The organism is Arthrobacter mobilis (assembly GCF_012395835.1).
Classification (GTDB): Bacteria; Actinomycetota; Actinomycetes; order Actinomycetales; family Micrococcaceae; genus Crystallibacter; species Crystallibacter mobilis.
In genome coordinates this window covers 75,486-94,765 of sequence record NZ_JAAZSQ010000010.1, presented here as the reverse complement: position 1 = coordinate 94,765, position 19,280 = coordinate 75,486, and the positions used below count along the sequence as shown (strand labels likewise).

Below are 19,280 nucleotides of genomic sequence, written 5' to 3'. Positions count from 1 at the left end.
CGACCGGCTGCGATGCCGGAACTGCCGCTTTGCTGGCACCATGAACAGGTGGGCACCGACGGCAACTCCCGGCAGCTAAAGTCTCCGCGCACGCGGCTGCGGACAGCGCTGGCCGCCGCAGCGGCGGCCGCGCTGTGCCTGGCGGGCGTGGGCCTGCCCGCTACTCCCCTGCTGCCGGCACAGCCGGCCCGCGCGGCGGAGCCGGTGCGCGACGCCGGCAGCATTACGGTCTTCGTCAACAAGGACCATCCACTCAGCCCGCTGAGGTACCGGCCTGCGGACCTGGCCACTATCAAGGGCACCAGCTTTGCCCTCCGCACCGAGGCAGCCGGCAAGCTGGCCGGGCTCTTCAGCGGTGCCCGCAAGGCCGGACACCGGCTGGCCGTGATCAGCGCCTACCGTTCCTATGCCCAGCAGGATGCGCTCTACGCCTCCTATGTGCGCAGCTACGGCCGGGCCTACGCGGACACCATCTCGGCCCGGCCCGGCTACAGCGAGCACCAGACCGGCCTGGCCGTGGACGTGGGACTGGCCTCGGGTTCCTGCGGCCTGGCGGCCTGCTTCGGCAGCACCGCCGAAGGCAGGTGGGTGGCCCGGAACGCGTACCGGTACGGCTTCATCATCCGCTATCCCAAGGGCCAGCAGCAGGTCACCGGCTACACCTACGAGCCGTGGCACCTGCGCTACGTGGGGGTCAAACTGGCCGCTGCCCTGCGGGCCGGGAAGGTTCCCACGCTGGAGCACTACTACGTGCTGGGCAAACCGAGCATCCGCAGCGGCGCCGACCTGCTGGCCGCCGATTCCGCCGGCGAGCTCTGGCGTTACCCGGGAGGTACCGGCAGGCTGGGGCCCCGGGTCAGGATCGACAGCGGCGGCTACGACACGGTGCAGGCCGGTTTCGCGCTGGATTGGAACCGCGACGGCGTGCGCGACCTGCTGCTGCAGATGAAGGACGGGCGCCTGCTGGTCAATTACGGCAAGGCCGGCGGCGGGTTCAGGAATCCGGTCCGGGCCGGCAGCGGCTTCAGGGGCATCACCCTGGCCGCCGGCCGCTGGTCCGGCACGCACAAGTACCCCGGCCTCGTCGGCCGGACCTCGTCCGGGGCCCTGCGCTACTACCGCAACGCCTCCGGCGGGGCCGTCTCGAAGGGCATTACCGTCGCCTCCGGCTTCGCCGCCAGCCGGCTCACCATGGCGGACTGGGACCAGGACGGCCGCCAGGATCTGCTCGCCGTGCGCGGCCAGGCGCTCTATGTCCAGCGCGGCGACGGCGCCGGGAAGCTCAGCGGCACGGCCCGCAGGATCGGCTCCCGCGGCTGGGACGCCGTCGCCGGCCTGACCCCGCTGCGCGGCTATACCGGCAAGGGCAGCACCGGCCTGATGGCCAGGTTCGGCAACGGCACCTTGAAGTACTACCCGTACAGCCAGGGCGCCTTCGGCACCCGCAGCACCGAATCCACCGGCTTTAAGTCCCGGAACGTCTTCCGGTAGCCGGCGCCGAGCCGCCGCCGGCACCGGGCCGGCCGATGTCGGTGCGGACCGCGAACAGTTCGGGGAAGAAGGTCAGGTCCAGGGCCTTGCGCAGGAAGCCGGCGCCGGAGGAGCCGCCGGTGCCGGGCTTCAGGCCGATGATCCGCTCCACCGTCTTCAGGTGGCGGAAGCGCCAGAGCTGGAAATTGTCCTCCAGGTCCACCAGCTCCTCGCAGGCCTCGTAGATCTCCCAGTTCTCCTGCGCATGCTCGTAGATGTGCTTGAAGGTCTGCACCAGTTCCGGCTCGAAGACGTGGGCCTGGCGGAAGTCGCGCGCCAACAGCCGCTCGGGCACGGCGTAGCCGCGCCGGTGCAGCAGGGCCAGGAACTCGTCGTAGATGCTGCTCTGTTCCAGCAGCCCGGCGAGCATCCGGTGGGCCGCCGGGTTGCCCTCGAAGACTTTGAGCATGCCGGCGTTCTTGTTGCCCAGCAGGAATTCGACGGCCCGGTACTGGAAGGACTGGAAGCCCGAGGCCGGGCCCAGGTCCCCGCGGAATTCGGCGTATTCCGCCGGGGTGAGGGTGGCCAGCACCGACCACTGCTCGGTGAGGATGTGCTGGATGTGCTTGATGCGGGCAATGCCCTTCAGGGCAGAGCGCAGGTCGTCCGCCTGCAGCAGCCGGCGGACCGCAGCCAGTTCGTGCAGCACCAGCTTGAACCAGAGCTCGGTGGTCTGGTGCTGGATGATGAACAGCAGCTCGTCGTGGTGTTCCGGCCGGCTGACCGGTACCTGCGCCGAAAGCAGCCGGTCCAGCTGCAGGTAGGAGCCGTAGCTGAGCTTGCCGGAGAAATCGGTTTCGATCCCGCTCTCGATGCTGCGGGTGTTCTTGTCCACCGCCATGGGACAACATTACGGCCACCGGATCCCGCCTGTCCGGGCGGTCTAGAGTTATGCCATGGATGTACAAGAAACGCCGCTGCCGGGCATCGGAATCCGCCGGGAGATCGTACTCGGCAACGGCCGCCGGGTGGGCCTCGTCATCCAGCGTGACGGCCAGACCGAGCTGATTATCTCCAAGGTCGACGATCCCGACGCCTGCCTGGCCTCGATCCCGCTGAGCATCGAGGAGGCCGCAACCTTGGGCAGCCTGCTCGGCGGACCGCAGCTGGTGGCCCAGCTGGCCGAGGAACACAGCAACCTGCCGGGCGTGAGCACGCGCCAGTTCCTGGTCACCGACGGCACCCCGTTCGCCGGCCGTCCGTTGGGTGACACGAGAATGCGGACGCGCACGGGCGCCTCCGTGGTGGCCATGCTGCGGGAAGGCCAAGTGCTGCCCTCACCCTCGCCGAACGACGTGATCGAACCGGGCGACCTGCTCGTTGTGGTCGGCACACCGGACGGGCTCGACGCCGCGGCTGCCATTTTGCACGGAAGCTAGGCTGCCGTGGGCGCCACGACGGCGACGCTCATCGAACTCGGCGTCATCTTCCTCGGGCTCGGCATCCTGGGCAGGCTGGCTGCACGCTTCGGCATGTCCCCGGTGCCGCTCTACCTGCTGGGCGGGCTGGCCTTCGGCCAGGGCGGCTTCATCCAATTTCACGGCGTTGCCGAGTTCGGCCACATCGCGGGCGAAATCGGCGTGGTGCTGCTGCTGTTGATGCTCGGGCTGGAATATACCGCCGCCGAACTGGTCACCGGGCTGAAGCAGTCCTGGCAGGCCGGCCTGATGGACCTGGTGCTCAACTTCACTCCGGGCGCGCTGCTGGCATACATGCTGGGGTGGGGACCGGTCGGGGCCATGGTGCTGGGCGGGGTGACCTATATTTCCTCCTCCGGCATCGCCGCCAAGGTCCTGACGGACCTGGGCCGGCTGGGCAACCGGGAAACTCCGGTGGTCCTGGCCGTGCTCGTGCTCGAGGACCTGGCCATGGCCGGCTACCTGCCGGTCATGACCGCCGTCCTGGGCGGCATCGGCCTGCTCGGCGGGGCGACGACGGTGGGCATCTCGCTGCTGGTGGTCACGGCCGTGCTGCTGGCCGCCCTGCGCTTCGGCCACCGCATCTCCGCCTGGATCCACAGTCCGGAACAGGAGACCTTCCTGCTCAAGATCATCGGCGCCGCCCTGCTGGTGGCCGGGCTGGCCTCGGCGATGCAGGTTTCGGCCGCCGTCGGTGCATTCCTGCTGGGCATCGCGATTTCCGGGGCGACGGCGGACAGTGCGGCCCGGCTGCTGGAGCCGCTCCGGGATCTCTTCGCCGCCACGTTCTTCGTGGTGTTCGGGCTGAACACCGACCCCTCCACCATGCCTCCGGTGATCGGCTGGGCTGTGCTGCTGGCCATTGTCACGGCCGCGACCAAGATGGCCACCGGCGCCTGGGCCGCCCGGCGCGCCGGGATCGGCCGCTGGGGCCGGGTGCGCGCCGGCACCGTGCTGATTGCCCGCGGCGAGTTTTCCATTGTCGTTGCAGGGCTGGCGGTTGCCTCCGGGGTGCTGCCGGAGGCGCTGAACGCCCTGGTCGCGGCATATGTCATGCTGATGGCCGTCGCCGGTCCCATTGCCGCCCGCTTCGCCGAGCCGGCCCTGCGGCGGCTCACGCGCCAGCCCGAATACGCGGGCTGATCAGCGTACCGACGAATCCCACCGCCAGGCGGCACCGCGCGTGTCCGGAGTGCGCCCGCAGCTGCGCAGCAGGTCCTGCCAGGCGTCGGCGGTCCGCCCGGCCTGCGGAAACAGCCTGTCCAGAACCTTGGCACAGACTTCGCCATCCGCCGCATACGGAACCTGCTGGGCCGCCAGGATGTCGAAGGCATGCACGGCCGCTTCCACAATCCCCATCGCCGCGAACCCCTCGGCATCGGAGATTCCCATCGGATGGTAGCCCCGCTTGCCATCTGCCGCCGCCACTACCGCGCAGAGCAGCCCCGCGGCCGCATCCAGGCAGCGGATGAGCCCGGGGGTGCCGGCCGCCGGATCCGGGCAGAAGATGATCCGCGGCCCGCCGGCGCGCTGCGGCGGCGGCTCCAGCAGCTCCACGTAGTCCTCCTGCGGAGGGCAGGTTCCGGACAGCTGCAGTGCGTAGCCGGCAAAGTCATCGACCAGGTGCCCGGCGGTTTCCCGGCAGGTCCAGTCCAGCTCCAGCGCCGGGTGGTCCCAGGCCTCGTCCGGCAGCAGGGCAAAACGCTCCAGCACGCCGTCGACGACGCTGCGCAGGTCCCGGGCGGTCACAGTCATGGAGCGATCCTGCCACAAAGAATGCAGGCTTTTGTGCCAAGGCGGCGCTACCTGTAGCGCAATCACCGTCCCGGGTTTATCGTCAGTACCAAGGCTGCTTAGCATCGCCGCCTTGTGTGCGGCTGTGCGCCCGCTCAGGCCATCGACGAAGATGTGGAGGCGCGGTACCCATGCCAGTGGATCAACAACACCGGCCCCGGGCCAGGCACCGCGCCGTGGCCGCGCTCGCGTCGGCGGCCCTGCTGCTGACCGGCTGTGCCGCCGAGGCCGGCCCCCCGGTCCTGACCTGGTACATCAACCCCGACGCCGGCGGCCAGGCGGCCATCGCCGCCAAGTGCACCGAGGCGGCCGGGGGCAGGTACCGGATCGAGACATCACTGCTGCCCAACGACGCCGCCTCGCAGCGCGAACAGCTGGCCCGCCGCCTGGCCGCCGGGGACTCCTCGCTGGACATCATGAGCCTGGATCCGCCCTTCATCCCCGAACTGGCCGAGCCGGACTTCCTGGCTCCCGTCCCGGAGGACGTCGCGCAGCGCACCACGGAGAACGTCGTCGACGGTGCCCTGGCCGGCGCGCGCTGGGACGGGGAACTGGTCACCGTGCCGTTCTGGGCGAACACCCAGCTGCTCTGGTACCGCAAATCCGTGGCGGAGGCGGCCGGACTGGACATGTCGCAGCCGGTGACCTGGAACCAGCTGATCGAGGCCGCCGCGGACCAGGACAAGTACCTGGGCGTCCAGGGCGCGCTGGCCGAATCGATGACAGTCTGGGTCAATGCGCTCGTCGAATCCGCCGGCGGGCAGATCATCCTCAATCCCGAGGCCCCGGCGGACCAGATCGAGCTGGGCCTGGACAGCGAGGCAGGCACCAAGGCCGCCCAGATCATCTCGACCATCGGCAAGGAAGGCCTGGGCGGCCCGGGGCTGCCGACGCAGAACGAGAATGACTCGATGATCCTGTTCCAGGGCGACAAGGGCTCCTTCATGGTGAACTGGCCCTTCGTCTGGCCCGCCACCAAGGCGGCGGTGGAGGACGGTTCGCTGCCCAAGCCGCTGCTGGAGGACATCGGCTGGACGCTCTATCCGCGGGTCGAGGACGGGCAGCCGGCCGCTCCCCCGCTGGGCGGGATCAACCTCGGCGTCGGCGCCGCGAGCGAGCATCCGGAACTGGCCTTCGAGGCCATCGAGTGCATTGTCAGCCCGGAAAACCAGGCGGACTACTTCGTCACCAACGGCAACCCGCCCTCGAGCACCGAGGCCTACGAGGATCCGCGCATCCAGGAGGCCTTCCCGATGGCCGACACCATCCGCGAATCCCTGGAACTGTCCGCCCCGCGCCCGCAGACGCCGTACTACAACGAAGTTTCCACCGGAGTGCAGCAGAACTGGGCACCGCCGCGCGCAGTCAACCCCTCCGGCACGCCGCAGGCAACCGTCAACTTCATCCTCGCGGTACTCAGAGGGGAGGAACTGCTGTGAGCACGTCCACCAAGACAGCAGCATCCGCGGCAGCACGCAGCACCGGCAGGAGCGCGGCCCCGGCCCGCTACAGCGAGCGCGTCCGGGCCGAACGGCGTCTCGGCTGGCTGCTGGCCGGCCCCGCCTTCGTCGTGATGCTGGCCGTGACCGCCTACCCGATCCTGCAGGCCGCCTACGACTCGCTGTTCAACTACCGCCTGACCGCCCCCGGCGAACGGAGCTTCGTCGGGCTGGGCAACTACGGCGTGATCCTGACCGACGACCTGTTCTGGCGCGATCTCGGGGTCACGGTCCTGATCACCGTCGTCACGGTCCTGGTCGAGCTCGTGCTGGGATTCGCGCTGGCGCTGGTGATGCACAAGGCGCTCAAATCCGTCCGCGGGCTGCTCCGGACCGCCATCCTGGTCCCCTACGGGATCATCACCGTGGTCTCGGCCTTCGCCTGGTTCTACGCGTTCGACATCAACTCCGGGTACGTCAACAACTGGTTCGGCTGGCTGCCGGGCATCGACCAGGACCTGAACTGGTTCGCGGACACGGGCACGGCGCTGTTCGTGATCATCGCCTCCGAGATCTGGAAGACCACCCCGTTCATTTCGCTGCTGCTGCTGGCCGGCCTGGCCCAGGTGCCGGACGAACTCAACGAGGCCGCCCTGGTCGACGGCGCCACCTGGTGGGAGCGGATGCGCCGGGTCATCCTGCCGAACATGAAGGCGGCGATCATGGTCGCGGTGCTCTTCCGGGCGCTGGATGCCTTCCGCATCTTCGACAACGTGTTCATCATGACCGGCGGGGCCTACGGCACGGAGGTACTGTCCCTGCTGGCCTACCGGACCTCCATCGGCCGGCTCGAAATCGGGCTCGGCTCGGCGGTCTCGGTAGTGCTGTTCATCTGCGTGCTGCTGATCTGCTTCATCGCCATCAAGCTGTTCAAGGTGGATCTGGCCGGTGCCCGAGGAGGTAAGTCATGAAGACGTCCGCCGGCCGCGAGCGGGCCATCTGGGCCGCCATCGCGATCCTGGTCCTGCTCTACGCGCTCTTCCCCGTGGCCTCCATCTTCGCCACCTCGTTCAAGCAGCCCAGCGACCTGACCTCGGGCAAGTTCCTGCCCACCGAATGGGTGACGGACAACTACGAGCAGATCCTGGTCGGCAACGCGCAAGGCTTGTTCCTGTCTGCGCTGTGGAACTCGGTGGGCATCGCGTTGATCGCCACGTTCATCGCCGTCGTCCTGGCCACGCTGTGCGCCTACGCGATTGCCCGGCTGGACTTCCCCGGCAAGAGGCTGGTGCTCACCACTGCCCTGGCGGTGTCCATCTTCCCTGTGATCTCCATCGTCACCCCGCTGTTCAACCTCTGGCGCAGCATCGGCCTCTACGACACCTGGCCGGGGCTGATCATCCCGTACCTGTCGCTGACCCTGCCGATCTCGATCTGGACGCTGGCTGCGTTCTTCCGGCAGATCCCGTGGGAGCTGGAGCAGGCGGCGCAGGTCGACGGCGCCACCACCTGGCAGGCCTTCCGCAAGGCAATCGTCCCGCTGGCCGCCCCCGGGGTGTTCACGACGGCGATCATCGCCTTCTTCATTGCCTGGAACGACTTTGTCTACGGCATCTCGCTGACCTCGACCGAGGCGGCCCGCCCGGTGCCCGCCGCGCTGGCGTTCTTCACCGGCGCCTCGCAGTTTGAGGCACCGACCGGGGCCATTTCGGCGGCGGCCATCATCGTGACCATCCCGGTGGTGCTGCTGGTGGTGCTCTTCCAGCGGCAGATCGTCTCCGGACTGACCCAGGGCGCAGTCAAGGGCTGACGCGCAGACGGCAAACAGAGCAGGAAGGACCGGCGCCATGGCATCGATCACCCTCAGGAACCTCGTCAAGCAGTACGGGGACGGCTTCCCCGCGGTCAACGACGTCAGCATCGACATCGCCGACGGCGAGTTCATCATCCTCGTCGGCCCGTCCGGCTGCGGCAAGTCCACGCTGCTGCGCATGATCGTGGGCCTGGAGGACATCACCTCCGGGGACCTGCTGATCAACGGGGAGCGTGTCAACGAGAAGGCCCCGCGCGAGCGCAACCTGGCCATGGTCTTCCAGAACTACGCCCTGTACCCGCACCTGACCGTCTTCGAGAACATCGCCTTCCCGCTCCGGCTGGCCAAGCACCGGCACAGCGAGGAGGAGATCCGGCGCATGGTCACCGAGGCCGCCAGGACGCTGGAGCTGACGGACCATCTGGAGCGCAAGCCAGCCAACCTCTCCGGCGGCCAGCGGCAGCGGGTTGCCATGGGGCGGGCAATCGTGCGCAAGGCCGATGCGTTCCTGTTCGACGAGCCGCTCTCGAACCTGGATGCGAAGCTGCGCGGCCAGATGCGCTCGGAGATCTCCCAGATGCAGCGCCGGCTCGGGGTCACCAGCGTGTATGTCACCCATGACCAGACCGAGGCGATGACGCTGGGCGACCGGGTGGCGGTGCTGAAAAAGGGCGTGCTGCAGCAGATCGCCTCCCCGCGGGAACTGTACGAACAGCCGGTGAACCTGTTCGTGGCTGGCTTCATCGGGTCCCCGTCCATGAACTTCCTGCCGGCGGCAGTGGAGCCGGACCGGCTCCGGACCCCGGTCGGGGACATCCCGCTGGCCGCGGACAAGCTCCGGGCCGCCGCCGGCCGGCAGGTGGTGCTGGCCGGCATCCGGCCGGAGTACTTCGAGGACGCAGCACTCGTGGATGAGGCCAAGCGCGGGCACGGCTACGCCTTCACCGCGGAACTGACCCACAGCGAATGGCTCGGCAACGAACAGTACGGCTACATCAGCTTCGACCCCTCCCCCGAGATCCGCCGGCTTCTGGAGAACCTGGCCCGGGATATGGACGCGGAGGAGCTGCGCCCGCAGATTGTCGTCACGCTCGATGCCGCCAGCAGGATCCGCGGCGGCCGGCCCGCCCAGCTGTGGGTGGACACCCGCCGGGTCCATCTGTTCGATCCGGAAACCGGCCTGAACCTTACCCGCGACGCCGAGGCGGGCCAGGCACTGACGGCGGAGGCGGAAGCGGCACGCAAGGAGGAGATCAACCTGGCCCGGGAGCGCCAGCGTGTCCCGGTTCAGGGTTAGCCGCGGACTAGGGTAAGCTAGTGAGCGTTGCTTTGAGGGGCCTGCCCCTCATGCGGGCGTAGCTCAATGGTAGAGCGCTAGCTTCCCAAGCTTGATACGCGGGTTCGATTCCCGTCGCCCGCTCCACTTCCTCCCCGGCGGGTGCAGGCCGGACGTTGCCGTGCACCGGCCTCCCACCGTCCGCAAGCTCGCGGCGGGTCCCTCGGCCGATACCGTGTACCAGCCTCCCACCGCTCGCAAGCTCGCGGCGGGTCCCTCGGCCGATACCGTGCACCGGCCTCCCACCGCTCGCAAGCTCGCGGCGGGTCCCTCGGCCGATACACTGGGTAGCGATGAACCGCACAATGTTTAAGTCCAAGATCCACCGGGCCACCGTCACGCATGCCGATCTGCACTACGTCGGTTCCGTCACCGTCGACCTGGATCTGCTCGACGCCGCCGACATCCTTCCGGGCGAGCTGGTCTCCATCGTGGACGTCACCAACGGTGCCCGGCTCGAGACGTACACCATCGCCGGCGAGCGCGGCTCGGGCGTGCTCGGGATCAACGGCGCGGCAGCGCACCTGATCCACGAGGGTGACACCGTCATCCTCATCACCTATGCGCAGATGGCCACCGAGGAAGCCCGGGCCTTCGTGCCCAAGGTCGTCCACGTGGACGCGGACAACAGGATCGTCCAGCTGGGCAGCGATCCGGCCGAGACGCTGAGCGACGAGTTCGTGCGCCCGCCGTTTGCCGTCAAGTAGCGGCTCCGCCGCGTGCTGGGGGTCCTCGCGGGGTTTTCCGTTGTCTGGGTAGTCATCCTGGCCGGCTTCTTCGTCGGCCGCACCAAGGTCCTCGGCCCGGACGGCAGCCGGGCACTGAGCCGGCTGGCCTTCTTCGTGGCCAGCCCCTGCCTGCTGCTGGAGACCCTGAGCCGTTCCAGCCTGGCGGTCATCTTCTCCGAGACCCTGGTGGTGGCAGCGGCCAGCGCGGTGGCCACCGCGGTCATCTTTGCCGCCGTGGCCAGGTTCTGGCTGCGCCGCGGCCTGACCGAAACCATGGTCGGGGCCATGTCCGCCTCGCTGGTCAATTCGGCGAACCTGGGCATTCCCGTGGCGGCCTATGTGCTCGGCGACGCCACCCTGGTGGCGCCGGTCCTGATCTTCCAGCTGGCGTTCTTCACCCCGCTGTTCCTGATGGTGATGGATTCGGCCGCCAGCCGGCACCGGACCACCCTGCCGGGCTTCGCCGCCCAGGTCGTGCGCAATCCGGTGCTCATCGGCACCGCCCTCGGCCTGGTCCTCGCGGCCACCGGCTGGCAGCCGCCGGAGCTGGTGATGGAACCGATCCGCCTCATCGGCGGGGCCGCGGTGCCGGCCATGTTGATCGCCTTCGGCATTTCGCTCAACGGCTCGCGCCCGCTGCAGGCCGGCGGCGGCCGGCGCGCCGACGTCGTCGCAGCTTCCGCCTTCAAGCTCTTCCTCCAGCCGGCGCTGGCCTGGCTGCTGGCGCACTTCGTGCTGGGCATGGACGGGCACCTGCTGTTTTCCGCCGTCGTCCTGGCCGCCCTGCCCACCGCCCAGAATGTCTTTGTCACTGCCGCCCGGTATGAGCGCGGCATCGTCATCGCCAAGGACACCGTGCTGCTGACCACCATCATCGCCGTGCCGGCCATGATGGCACTGGCCTGGCTGCTGGCCTGACCCCGTCACGTAACCCCGCCCGCAGCGGCGGGCAAGCCTGCGGGAGCAGGTAACGTAGGAGGGTGGGAAATTCGACCGTACTCCGCACTGTGGCCGTCTGGCTGCTGTGCCTGATGCTCACCATCGCGGCCGGCGCCCTGACCGTTGTCCTGGTCAACGCCAAGGTCTACGGCCCCCAGCAGCAGATCCGGGACTACTTCCAGGCCCTGCAGAACGGCGAAGGTTCCAAGGCCCTGGGGCTGCTGCGGGCCAGCGTCCCGGATGCCAACCCCGCGATGCTGGACGGCGCGGCGCTGAAGCGGGCGGTCGCGGATGTGGAGGACATCCGCCTGGGCGAGGCCGTCGAGACCGACCCCACCCATGTGGAGGTGCCGGTCAGCTACACCATTGACGGCCGCGGGCACACCACCGTCTTCAAGCTGGAGAAGGTGGGCACCAATTGGCTCTTCTTCAACCGCTGGTCCTTTGAACCGTCCACCCTGCCCACGGTCGAGGTCCAGGTCGTCAACGAGGCCGAGGCCTCGCTCAACGGTACGCGCGTGGCGCTGCCGGGCGGCAAGGGAACCTTCGCGGCGTTCTACCCGGGGGTTTTCGAAGCGCACTACACCAGCGAGAATTTTGCCGCCCCGGCAGTGGAAACCGTCCTGGAGCATGCCGATGCGCAGGCGCAGATCTCGCTGGCCACCGAGCCCACCCCGGAACTGATGGAGGAGGCCAGCGGCCAGGTCAAGGGGTTCCTGGACAACTGCGCGGAGCAGAAGGTGCTGCAGCCGGCCGGATGCCCGTTCAGCTTCCCGCTGGACCGGGTGCAGAACAACACGATCGACTGGGACATCGTCAAGTACCCCGAGGTCTCGATCGAGCCCTTCCGGGGCAACTGGGTGGTGAAGCCGCTGACCGGCACCGCGAAGCTGAAGGTGGTGGAGATCGACCTGTTCACGGGCGCCGCCATTCCGCGCGAGCTGGAGCAGCAGTTCAGCTTTGCCGGGAAGCTGAACGTCGACGACGACAACGTCACCCTGACCCCCGTGGTCAAGTACTGACCGGCTGCTGCTATCTGAACCTGCCGCACCCGCCGGCCGCGCCGCAGGACTGCGGGCAGCAGCGCTTCCAGGGGAGCCAGGCAGCGAAGGCAGAACAGCACGACGTCGGAACACACTTTCCCTGGCCTGGACGGGGGCAGCCGGCACGGGACTGCTGCTTGTGCCGGCTGCCCCCGTGCCGGCTTAGTCGACGCCGCGCAGGTCCAGGGTCAGTTCCGCGGCGCCCTGGCCCAGCACCACCGGGATGCCCCAGTCCTGCTGGTACAGGTGGCAGGCCGCGTGGTCCGGGATCTCCCCGCCGGGCTCGCCGTCGCAGGCCGCCGCCCGCGCAGTAATGTGCAGGACGCCCTCGGGCACATCCTCGGCGAGGACCAGTTCGCGCACCAGGCCCACCGATGTGCCGGCGCCCGAGACCAGCAGGTTCTCCGGCGAGGAGGAGATCTTCAGCTGGGTCGGGTCGCCCCAGCGGTCGTCCAGCTTCTGCCCCTTGGGCGCGGCGAAGCGCACGGTCAGGGCCAGCGGGCCGGGCGAGACCTCGGTCTTGGGCCGCTGCGTCTGGGAAGCCCCCTCGTCCACGGTGAGGGCTTCCTTGGGGATCGGGATGCGCACCAGCTGGTGCCGGTTGGCCTCCACCACCAGCAGCAGGGGCTCGCCGGTCCCGGAGGCATCCACCAGCACGTCGGAAGGCTCGGCCAGGCCGCGGGCGAGCGTGGAAACGGTGCCGGTGGCCGGGTCGAAGCGCCGGACGGCACCGTTGTAGGTGTCCGCCACGGCCACCGAGCCGTCCGGCAGCACGGTCACGCCCAGCGGGTGCTGCAGGCGTGCCTGCCCGGCCTCGCCGTCGCGGAAGCCGAAGTCGAACAGGCCTGTGCCGATGGCGGTATGCACCTGCGCGCGCTCCTCGCCGTGGACTTCCACGAAGGAGATCTTCCGCAGGGCCGAGGTTTCCGAGTCCGCCACCCAGATGCTGCCCTCGGCGTCCTCGGCCAGCCCGGAGGACTGCGCGAACCAGGCGGCGGTCGCCTCGCCGTCGAGCAGGCCCTCCAGCCCGGTGCCGGCCAGGATCTGGACGGAGCCCGTGACAGGGTCGAAAGCGAAGATCTGGTGCACGCCGGCCATGGCCACCACCAGCTTCTGCAGCCGGGTGGACCAGAGCACGTCCCAGGGCGAGCTGAGCGAGACCTCGAGCGGGTCCTTGCCCAGCCGCGGGGCCGTGGAAATGGCGTCCGCGAGCTCCTCGCCCAGTTCCTCGCCGGCGCCTGCCTCGTCCGCCTCCGAGCCCGGGCCGGCCTGGGCCCCGCCGGCAGCCGCGCGCTGGTTGCCGGCGTCGAGCAGCCGCTGCACGCCGTTGCCGGCCACCGTGGTCACCGCGCCGGTGGCCAGGTTGACCCCGCGCAGGCGGTGGTTCACCGAATCGGCAACGACGACGTCGTACCCGGCCGCCGTGCGGACGTCCCCGGGCAGCAGGGCCAGGCCCTGGGGTTCGTTGAAGCGGGCCTCGGCGGCGCCGCCGTCCAGCCAGCCCTTCACGCCGGAGCCGTAGACATTCAGCACGGTGGCCAGGTCGGCGCCCAGCTCCACCAGCCTGTGGTGGCCGGTATCGCCGACCAGGAAGGTCTCCCCCGGTGCGCCCACGCCGTCGGGCAGGGCGATCACCTTGCCCGGGAAGCGCAGGTCCCCGGCGGTCGATTCGGCCGGCACGTAGGGGCCGTCCCCGCGGTGCAGCGTGCCCTTGGCCTCGTGCTCGCTGATGAGTTCCTCGACCAGGGACTCCAGGCCGCCGGCGTGGCCTTCCCCGGACAGGTGCGCCACGATGTACCCCTCGGGGTCCACCACCACCAGCGTCGGCCAGGCACGGGCCGAATACGCCTGCCAGGTCACCAGCTCCGGATCATCCAGCACCGGGTGGTGGATCTCGTAGCGCTCGACGGCGGCAGCCAGGGCCACCGGGTCCGCCTCGTGCTCGAACTTGGGCGAATGCACGCCCACGGTGACCAGAACGTCCCGGTACTTCTCCTCCAGCGGGCGCAGCTCGTCCAGCACATGCAGGCAGTTGATGCAGCAGAAGGTCCAGAAGTCGAGGATCAAAACCTTACCCCGGAGGTCCTCCAGCGAGAGGTCCTTCCCGCCGGTATTCAGCCAGCCTCGGCCGACGAGCTCGGAGGCACGGACGCGGTAGGCGGAACGCACAGATTCAGTCATGCCGTCTATTCTCCCGCGCAGCGCGTAAACGGACCAAACGCAGCAACGCAGCGTAACGCCGGGAATAACGCCAGCGGAGCCGTTTACACGATCGCCGAGGAGGGCTCCGCCCCGTCCCGGCAGCGACAAAGTGACAGATCTATCGTCACTCTCCATTTATTAGAAAGACCCCTCCTCCTTCTAACTAAATAAGAAATCACCTTCACTTCGCCACTCCCCCCAAAAATCCCCCGAGTAGCTCCGGCCCGCGGGCCACCTTCTAGGACGTCCGAACCACTGACGCTAGAAAGGATCACCACAATGGCCTCCACCCTCCGCTATCCGCCGGGCCGCTGCCTCCAGCTCGACCGTGACCGTCGTCCTCGACTCCGGCAAGGCCGCCCGCCACCGGCACCGTCCGGCCCCACCCGCTCGACCCGGACCTCTTCCAAATCCTGAGCATCCCCTCCGGCCGGGTCGACGAGACCTTTTACCTCGACGAGGTCGAGGAGGTTATCGCCGAATGACACCCCGCCTCTTTATCCGCCCGACCGACGCCGACGACGGCACGAGCGTCCATATCCGCGAGGACGTCATCAGCTCGATCTACGTCGTCCCGCCCCAGCCCGCACCGGCCGCGCCTTCCACGGCGCCCCGAAGTCCGAGAGCCCCTCCGCCGCGGCCGTGACCGTCGTCGTCCCGCCCGAGCGCCACTACCGCGTGAAGGAGGAGCCGAAGGAGATCTTCGACCTCGCCAACAAGACCTACGAAAGGATCCCCGGATGAAGCGCACCGCCGCCGTGAAGATCCCCCGCCCGGCCCCGGCGCCCCGCCCGGTCATTCCCGCCCGCGCCCGGTCGTCACTGCCCCGAAGCTCGCGCCGGCCCTGATGCCCGCACCGGCTCCCAAGTCCGGCACGACCTCATCGCCGTGGTTGGACCCGACCGGCACGACCCCGAGATCCCGGTCCTGGTAACGGTCCTCTGGCGGCGGGAGCAGTGGAGCTCCCGCCAGATGCGCCAGCGGAAGGCGTAAGGCTCCCGATAGATAGCCCCCGACTGCTCCGAACGGGGGCTTTTCCATGACTCAGGACCGCTTCTGCTTCTTCCCCTCGGCTCAAACCGCGAGCTTTCGCTGCCTAGTCGAGCCAGACGATCTCGACCCGCTCCTCCCCTTTGAACCTCACGCCCCGCCCGGTCGCCCTGGAGATCCGGACCTCGCGGATCACCAGCGGCAGCAGGGCCCGCCGTTCGGCCGCCGGGAGCGCCTCCCACGCCTCTCGCGACTGTGCGAGGTCGAGGAGCGGCGAGACGTCCACGGAGGCCGACGGGAGCGCCTCCAGCGCCTCAGCGGCCCGGGCCCGGAGCCCACGGAGGCGAGCCATTTCCACGGCGGCCTCCTCCTCGGTCAGCACGCCGGAGACGGCCAGCCTGCGGGCCCTGGCGAGGTCGGCGTCGACGGCGCCGAGCGCGGCCTGGGCGGCGGTCCGCTCCTCGACGCTGGCCGGGTCGACGTGCGCGGTCCAGCGTTCGGCTATCCCGATCAGCCGCTTGTCGTCGGGCTCCATAGCTGCGAGGTAGCTCAGGAAACGATGGGCGACGTAATCGTCGACACCATCGCGAGGAGCCGTGAAAGGCGCCGCACACGGCAGCCCGTTGGCCAGCTGGCTACAGCGGTAGGACCTGGCCGCTCCGCCGCTGGAGGAAGCCGCTCGGCCCCCGCACGAGGCGCAACGGATCAGGGCGCCGGTCACGGTCGTGTGGGGCTTCCGACCGCGAATGATGCCGTGCGCCTGCTCAGCGGTGCGTGACGCCATAGAGGCGAGGATCAGGGCCCGCTCCGTCGGCGTGATGATGCCCTCTCCCACGCTGACCGGCTTGTGAGTGTCCGGGTCGAGGTAGACGTCGGCGATCGCGGCCCACCCGCCCGAGGCCGTCCGGCGGCGGGCCGACTGGAGCCCGGCGAAGCCCGGCGTCCGGAGGAGCTGGGAGATCGCCGAGGTCCGCCAGAGCACCCCGGTAGGCGACGGGATTCCCTCGTCGTTCAGCATGCGGCCGATCTCCCATAGGGACTTCCCCGCGAGGGCCTCCTCGGCGATCTTGCGGGCGATCGGCGCCGTCTCCGGGTCCGGGTCGAGCTTACCGTCGACGTTCCGGAGCCCGAAGGGCGGCTTCCCGCCGAGCCACGATCCACCGCGACGACGCGCCGCCTTGGTGCGGGCTACGCGCTTGGCAATTGATTCCGCCTCCTCGCGGGCCATCTCGCCCCGGATGATGTTCACGAGGCGTTGTCGCTCGTCGCTCGTGTCGGTACCGTCCACGCCAAGAATGCGGCGGCCAGTGGCGGCGTGCTTTGTCAGAAGGGCGGCGAGCGTATCAGCACCTCGGCGGTCGGCGCGGTCCAGAGACGAGACGACCAGTGTGTGGAACCGGATTCCAGCGTCGAGGTCATCGAGGGCGCGCCGCCACTCAGGGCGCGCACTACCCGACCGGTAGGAAGCTCCAGTGCCTTCCCGCTCGGCGTAGATCTCTACGACGTCGAGGCGGAGCCGCTCAGCGAGGGCACGGCAGTCGGCCTCCTGTTCAGCGAGGGAAAAGTTCTTACCGCCGTTTTGCCGCGAGGATCGACGTACATAGATAGCGGCGGAGGCGTCCGGCGGTGACGTTGCTTTCTGTGTGATGGGTGCGGTCACGCACCCAGACTAGAAGCCCGCTAGGACAATCTTGCCGCCCAGGTCTTCGAGGCCCACCAGTTGGGATGCACGCACCCGGTAGTTGCTGCGGATGGACGTTTCGGCCGCCTCGGTCATCTGGTTTCTCCTTGGATACTGCTGGGTTCATCGGTTGTCGCGTCTGCCGCACCGCCGGGGGAAGCAGCCTGGTTCTGCGGCCGCCGGCCGGCCGGGCCCCCTGGCGGGACCTGCCGGGCGTCCTGCCGGGCCAGCCGGGCAAACATATCGTTGTAAGCGGCCAGTTCGGCGTCGTTATTCCGGTCGGCCGCGCGGTCTTTACGCTTTGTTTCACGTGCATCGGAGCGGGACCACATGTAGGCGACCCCGATCGCCACGCAGAGGGTGGGGATTTCCCCGATGCCCCACATCATGGCCCCGCCGAGCTGCTGGTCCGCCAGCGCATCCGGCCCCCAGGTCCGGCCCATGTTCCCGAACCAGGATGCCTGGATCAGCGTGGTGGAGCTGGTCAGCGCCACGCCGAAGAACGCGTGGAAGGCCATGGTGGCGAACAACAGCACCAGGCGCAGCGGGTAGGGCGCCCGCCGCGGCACCGGATCCTGGCCGATCATCGAGAGGATGAAGAGGTAGCCGGTCAGCAGGAAGTGCACGTTCATCAGCTCATGGCCGACGTGCTCGCGCAGGGCGAAGCCGAACAACGGGGTGTAGTAGAAGATGATGATGGAGCCGGCGAAGTTCGCCGCGGCCACCAGCGGGTGGGTGATGACCGCCGAGAACTTCGAATGCACCAGCGACAGGATCCATTCGCGCGGTCCGCGGCTGCCGTCCTGGCGCGGGCTGAGCGCCTTCAGCGCCAGGGTGACCGGGGCGCCCAGGACCAGAAACAGCGGGACCACCATGGTCAGGGCCATATGGTCGACCATGTGGGCGCTGAAGAGCACCATGCCGTAGACCGCCGGCGGGCCGGAGGTGATGTAGGTCAGCGCGGCCAGGCCAACCAGCCAGCTCACCGCCCGCAGCAGCGGCCAGGAGTCCCCGCGCCGGCGCATCCTGGCCATGCCCACCAGGTAGGCGGTGGCTGCGGTCAGCGCGAAGGCCACCCAGAGCCAGTCCCAGCGCCATTCGGTGAGCCAGCGGCCGGCAGTCAGTTCCGGCGGCAGGTCGTAGCCGGTGAGGATGCGGGCCGGGGACGCATCCAGGGGCAGATCCTCCGGCGTTGGCGGCGGCGTGCGGGCCAGGGCGACGGCGACGCCGGAGACCGCTCCCATGATGAGCAGTTCCACCGCGATCAGCTGCCAGAGCACCCGGGCGGCCGGCTTGCTGCCCAGCTGCGGGATGATCCACCGGCGGTGCATGAAGCCGATCATGCCCAGCAGCAGCGTGGCCAGGGCCTTGAAGACCAGCAGTGAACCGTACGGCGTCGTCAGCTGCGACAGGGAGGTGACGCGGATGGAGGCATTGACCACCCCGGAGGCGAAGACCAGGAAGAAGCTGAAGACCGCCAGCGCGGAGAACCGTCCGAGCACCACCGCAGTGAGGTCCCTGGACTCCAGCGTGCCGGAGAGGGCCGCCAGCACGATGATGCCGCCCACCCACAGGCACACGCCCAGCAGGTGCAGGCCTATCGAGTTGACCGCGCCGTAGTGGTCGGCTCCGCCGGCGGAGTGCCCGATCAGGGCCAGCGGCACCAGGCCGCCGGCAATGGCCAGGGCCAACGTGCCGGCCAGTTCCCCGACCGAGCGCACGCCGAAGACCAGCGTGGCGACGATGGCCGCGCTGATGGTGACGGCCAGCCAGGCCCGGCCGGTGGAAATGTCGGTCATGAAGCCCACCAGCGCCGAGGTGAAGCCGGCGTCCGCACTGAGCGGCTGGCCGGCGACGTCGGAGAAGGAGAACACCAGGACGGCTACGGCGGAGAGGGTCCAGGCAATGGACGCGGCGGCGGCCAGCGCGAGGGTGCGGCTGAACGCCGGATGCTCCGGATCGTCGCCGCCGCCGCGCCTGCCCGCTGCGTCCGCCCGGCCGCGGCCGGGCGGACGCAGGCGCGGGGGCAGGATGCCGACGGCGAAGACCAGGGCGCCGATGACCGCTGCCGCGGAGAGGTTGTGCACGCCCTTGGCCAGCGGCAGGGCCCAGCGCGTCAGCGCGCCCGGATCCGAAAGCGCCCGCGCGGCCGCGGCACCGGAAAACGTCAGGGCTGCCACGAGGGCCAGCACGACGACTGCCGCAGCGCCCAGCAGCCACAGCCTGCCGATCCCGCCGGCGCCGAGGGACGCCCAGCCGGGCTCCCCGGCTGCCGGGGAGCCGCCGGGACGCGGGGGCGTCGGGGTGTTCTTGGGTACTGCCACGGTATCTATTCTCCAGTTGCACGCGGCCGGGAGCGAATCGGGG

At 69.3% G+C, this 19,280-nt stretch carries 15 protein-coding genes and 1 tRNA gene; 11 read left to right on the top strand and 5 right to left on the bottom strand.

The genetic code is table 11. The features are described from left to right. The first annotated feature begins 48 nt into the window (after positions 1 to 48). On the top strand, positions 49 to 1,491 hold the full coding sequence (locus HGG74_RS11860) for a D-alanyl-D-alanine carboxypeptidase family protein (RefSeq protein WP_168486561.1): 1,443 nt from the start codon (positions 49 to 51) through the stop codon (positions 1,489 to 1,491). Here the strand turns inward: HGG74_RS11860 and HGG74_RS11855 are convergent. Next, on the bottom strand, positions 1,466 to 2,371 hold the full coding sequence (locus HGG74_RS11855) for a tryptophan 2,3-dioxygenase (RefSeq protein ID WP_168486560.1): 906 nt from the start codon (positions 2,369 to 2,371) through the stop codon (positions 1,466 to 1,468). The genes HGG74_RS11860 and HGG74_RS11855 overlap by 26 nt on opposite strands. A gap of 55 nt (positions 2,372 to 2,426) precedes the next feature. On the opposite strand from HGG74_RS11855, the gene HGG74_RS11850 reads away from it, so the two are divergent. Beyond that, a complete protein-coding gene (locus tag HGG74_RS11850; RefSeq protein WP_168486559.1) occupies positions 2,427 to 2,909 on the top strand; it encodes a cation:proton antiporter regulatory subunit in 483 nt (160 codons plus the stop codon). A 6-nt stretch (positions 2,910 to 2,915) separates the two neighbouring features. After that, entirely contained in the window at positions 2,916 to 4,091 is a 1,176-nt protein-coding gene (locus HGG74_RS11845; RefSeq protein ID WP_312856828.1) for a cation:proton antiporter, read from the top strand. Here the strand turns inward: HGG74_RS11845 and HGG74_RS11840 are convergent, their stop codons facing one another. Continuing rightward, entirely contained in the window at positions 4,092 to 4,703 is a 612-nt protein-coding gene (locus HGG74_RS11840; protein WP_168486558.1) for a maleylpyruvate isomerase N-terminal domain-containing protein, read from the bottom strand. Between the two features lie 170 nt (positions 4,704 to 4,873). Here HGG74_RS11840 and HGG74_RS11835 point away from each other — a divergent pair, with 170 nt between their 5' ends. The 8 genes from HGG74_RS11835 (at position 4,874) to HGG74_RS11800 (ending at position 12,019) form a co-directional block, all read left to right on the top strand. After that, positions 4,874 to 6,181 carry an extracellular solute-binding protein gene (locus tag HGG74_RS11835; RefSeq protein WP_168486557.1) on the top strand — a complete coding sequence of 436 codons (1,308 nt, stop codon included), beginning with the start codon at positions 4,874 to 4,876 and terminating at the stop codon, positions 6,179 to 6,181. Further along, entirely contained in the window at positions 6,178 to 7,152 is a 975-nt protein-coding gene (locus tag HGG74_RS11830) for a carbohydrate ABC transporter permease (RefSeq protein ID WP_168486556.1), read from the top strand. The genes HGG74_RS11835 and HGG74_RS11830 overlap by 4 nt, the downstream gene beginning before the upstream one ends. Next, the gene (locus HGG74_RS11825; protein ID WP_168486555.1) at positions 7,149 to 7,991 is read left to right on the top strand and encodes a carbohydrate ABC transporter permease; all 843 of its coding nucleotides are present in this window, start codon (positions 7,149 to 7,151) and stop codon (positions 7,989 to 7,991) included. The genes HGG74_RS11830 and HGG74_RS11825 overlap by 4 nt, the downstream gene beginning before the upstream one ends. 37 nt (positions 7,992 to 8,028) lie before the next feature. Further along, the gene (locus HGG74_RS11820) at positions 8,029 to 9,291 is read left to right on the top strand and encodes an ABC transporter ATP-binding protein (RefSeq protein WP_168486554.1); all 1,263 of its coding nucleotides are present in this window, start codon (positions 8,029 to 8,031) and stop codon (positions 9,289 to 9,291) included. 52 nt (positions 9,292 to 9,343) lie between these two features. Then, positions 9,344 to 9,417, top strand: a tRNA-Gly gene (locus HGG74_RS11815). A gap of 206 nt (positions 9,418 to 9,623) precedes the next feature. Further along, positions 9,624 to 10,037, top strand: a complete 414-nt coding sequence (gene panD / locus HGG74_RS11810) for an aspartate 1-decarboxylase (RefSeq protein ID WP_205761780.1) — start codon at positions 9,624 to 9,626, stop codon at positions 10,035 to 10,037. A gap of 12 nt (positions 10,038 to 10,049) precedes the next feature. Beyond that, entirely contained in the window at positions 10,050 to 10,976 is a 927-nt protein-coding gene (locus HGG74_RS11805) for an AEC family transporter (RefSeq protein ID WP_168486553.1), read from the top strand. Positions 10,977 to 11,038: 62 nt separating this feature from the next. Further along, the gene (locus HGG74_RS11800) at positions 11,039 to 12,019 is read left to right on the top strand and encodes a hypothetical protein (RefSeq protein ID WP_312856827.1); all 981 of its coding nucleotides are present in this window, start codon (positions 11,039 to 11,041) and stop codon (positions 12,017 to 12,019) included. Positions 12,020 to 12,202: 183 nt separating this feature from the next. Here the strand turns inward: HGG74_RS11800 and HGG74_RS11795 are convergent, their stop codons facing one another. The 3 genes from HGG74_RS11795 to HGG74_RS11785 all read right to left on the bottom strand — a co-directional run bounded on the left by HGG74_RS11795 (position 12,203) and on the right by HGG74_RS11785 (position 19,237). Beyond that, positions 12,203 to 14,221, bottom strand: coding sequence for an NHL domain-containing thioredoxin family protein (locus tag HGG74_RS11795; RefSeq protein ID WP_168486552.1), 2,019 nt, complete (start codon positions 14,219 to 14,221; stop codon positions 12,203 to 12,205). A gap of 1,117 nt (positions 14,222 to 15,338) precedes the next feature. Beyond that, positions 15,339 to 16,892, bottom strand: coding sequence for a recombinase family protein (locus tag HGG74_RS11790; protein ID WP_168486551.1), 1,554 nt, complete (start codon positions 16,890 to 16,892; stop codon positions 15,339 to 15,341). 113 nt (positions 16,893 to 17,005) lie between these two features. Continuing rightward, entirely contained in the window at positions 17,006 to 19,237 is a 2,232-nt protein-coding gene (locus tag HGG74_RS11785; RefSeq protein ID WP_376766137.1) for a bifunctional copper resistance protein CopD/cytochrome c oxidase assembly protein, read from the bottom strand. Between the last annotated feature and the right edge of the window lie 43 nt (positions 19,238 to 19,280).

What these genes read in the sequence shown, in the direction of transcription:
- HGG74_RS11855 (WP_168486560.1), bottom strand. Translation starts at nt 2,371, where the DNA reads ATGGCGGTGGACAAGAACACCCGCAGCATCGAGAGCGGGATCGAAACC.
- HGG74_RS11850 (WP_168486559.1), top strand. Translation starts at nt 2,427, where the DNA reads ATGGATGTACAAGAAACGCCGCTGCCGGGCATCGGAATCCGCCGGGAG.
- HGG74_RS11840 (WP_168486558.1), bottom strand. Translation starts at nt 4,703, where the DNA reads ATGACTGTGACCGCCCGGGACCTGCGCAGCGTCGTCGACGGCGTGCTG.
- HGG74_RS11835 (WP_168486557.1), top strand. Translation starts at nt 4,874, where the DNA reads ATGCCAGTGGATCAACAACACCGGCCCCGGGCCAGGCACCGCGCCGTG.
- HGG74_RS11825 (WP_168486555.1), top strand. Translation starts at nt 7,149, where the DNA reads ATGAAGACGTCCGCCGGCCGCGAGCGGGCCATCTGGGCCGCCATCGCG.
- HGG74_RS11820 (WP_168486554.1), top strand. Translation starts at nt 8,029, where the DNA reads ATGGCATCGATCACCCTCAGGAACCTCGTCAAGCAGTACGGGGACGGC.
- panD (WP_205761780.1), top strand. Translation starts at nt 9,624, where the DNA reads ATGAACCGCACAATGTTTAAGTCCAAGATCCACCGGGCCACCGTCACG.
- HGG74_RS11795 (WP_168486552.1), bottom strand. Translation starts at nt 14,221, where the DNA reads ATGACTGAATCTGTGCGTTCCGCCTACCGCGTCCGTGCCTCCGAGCTC.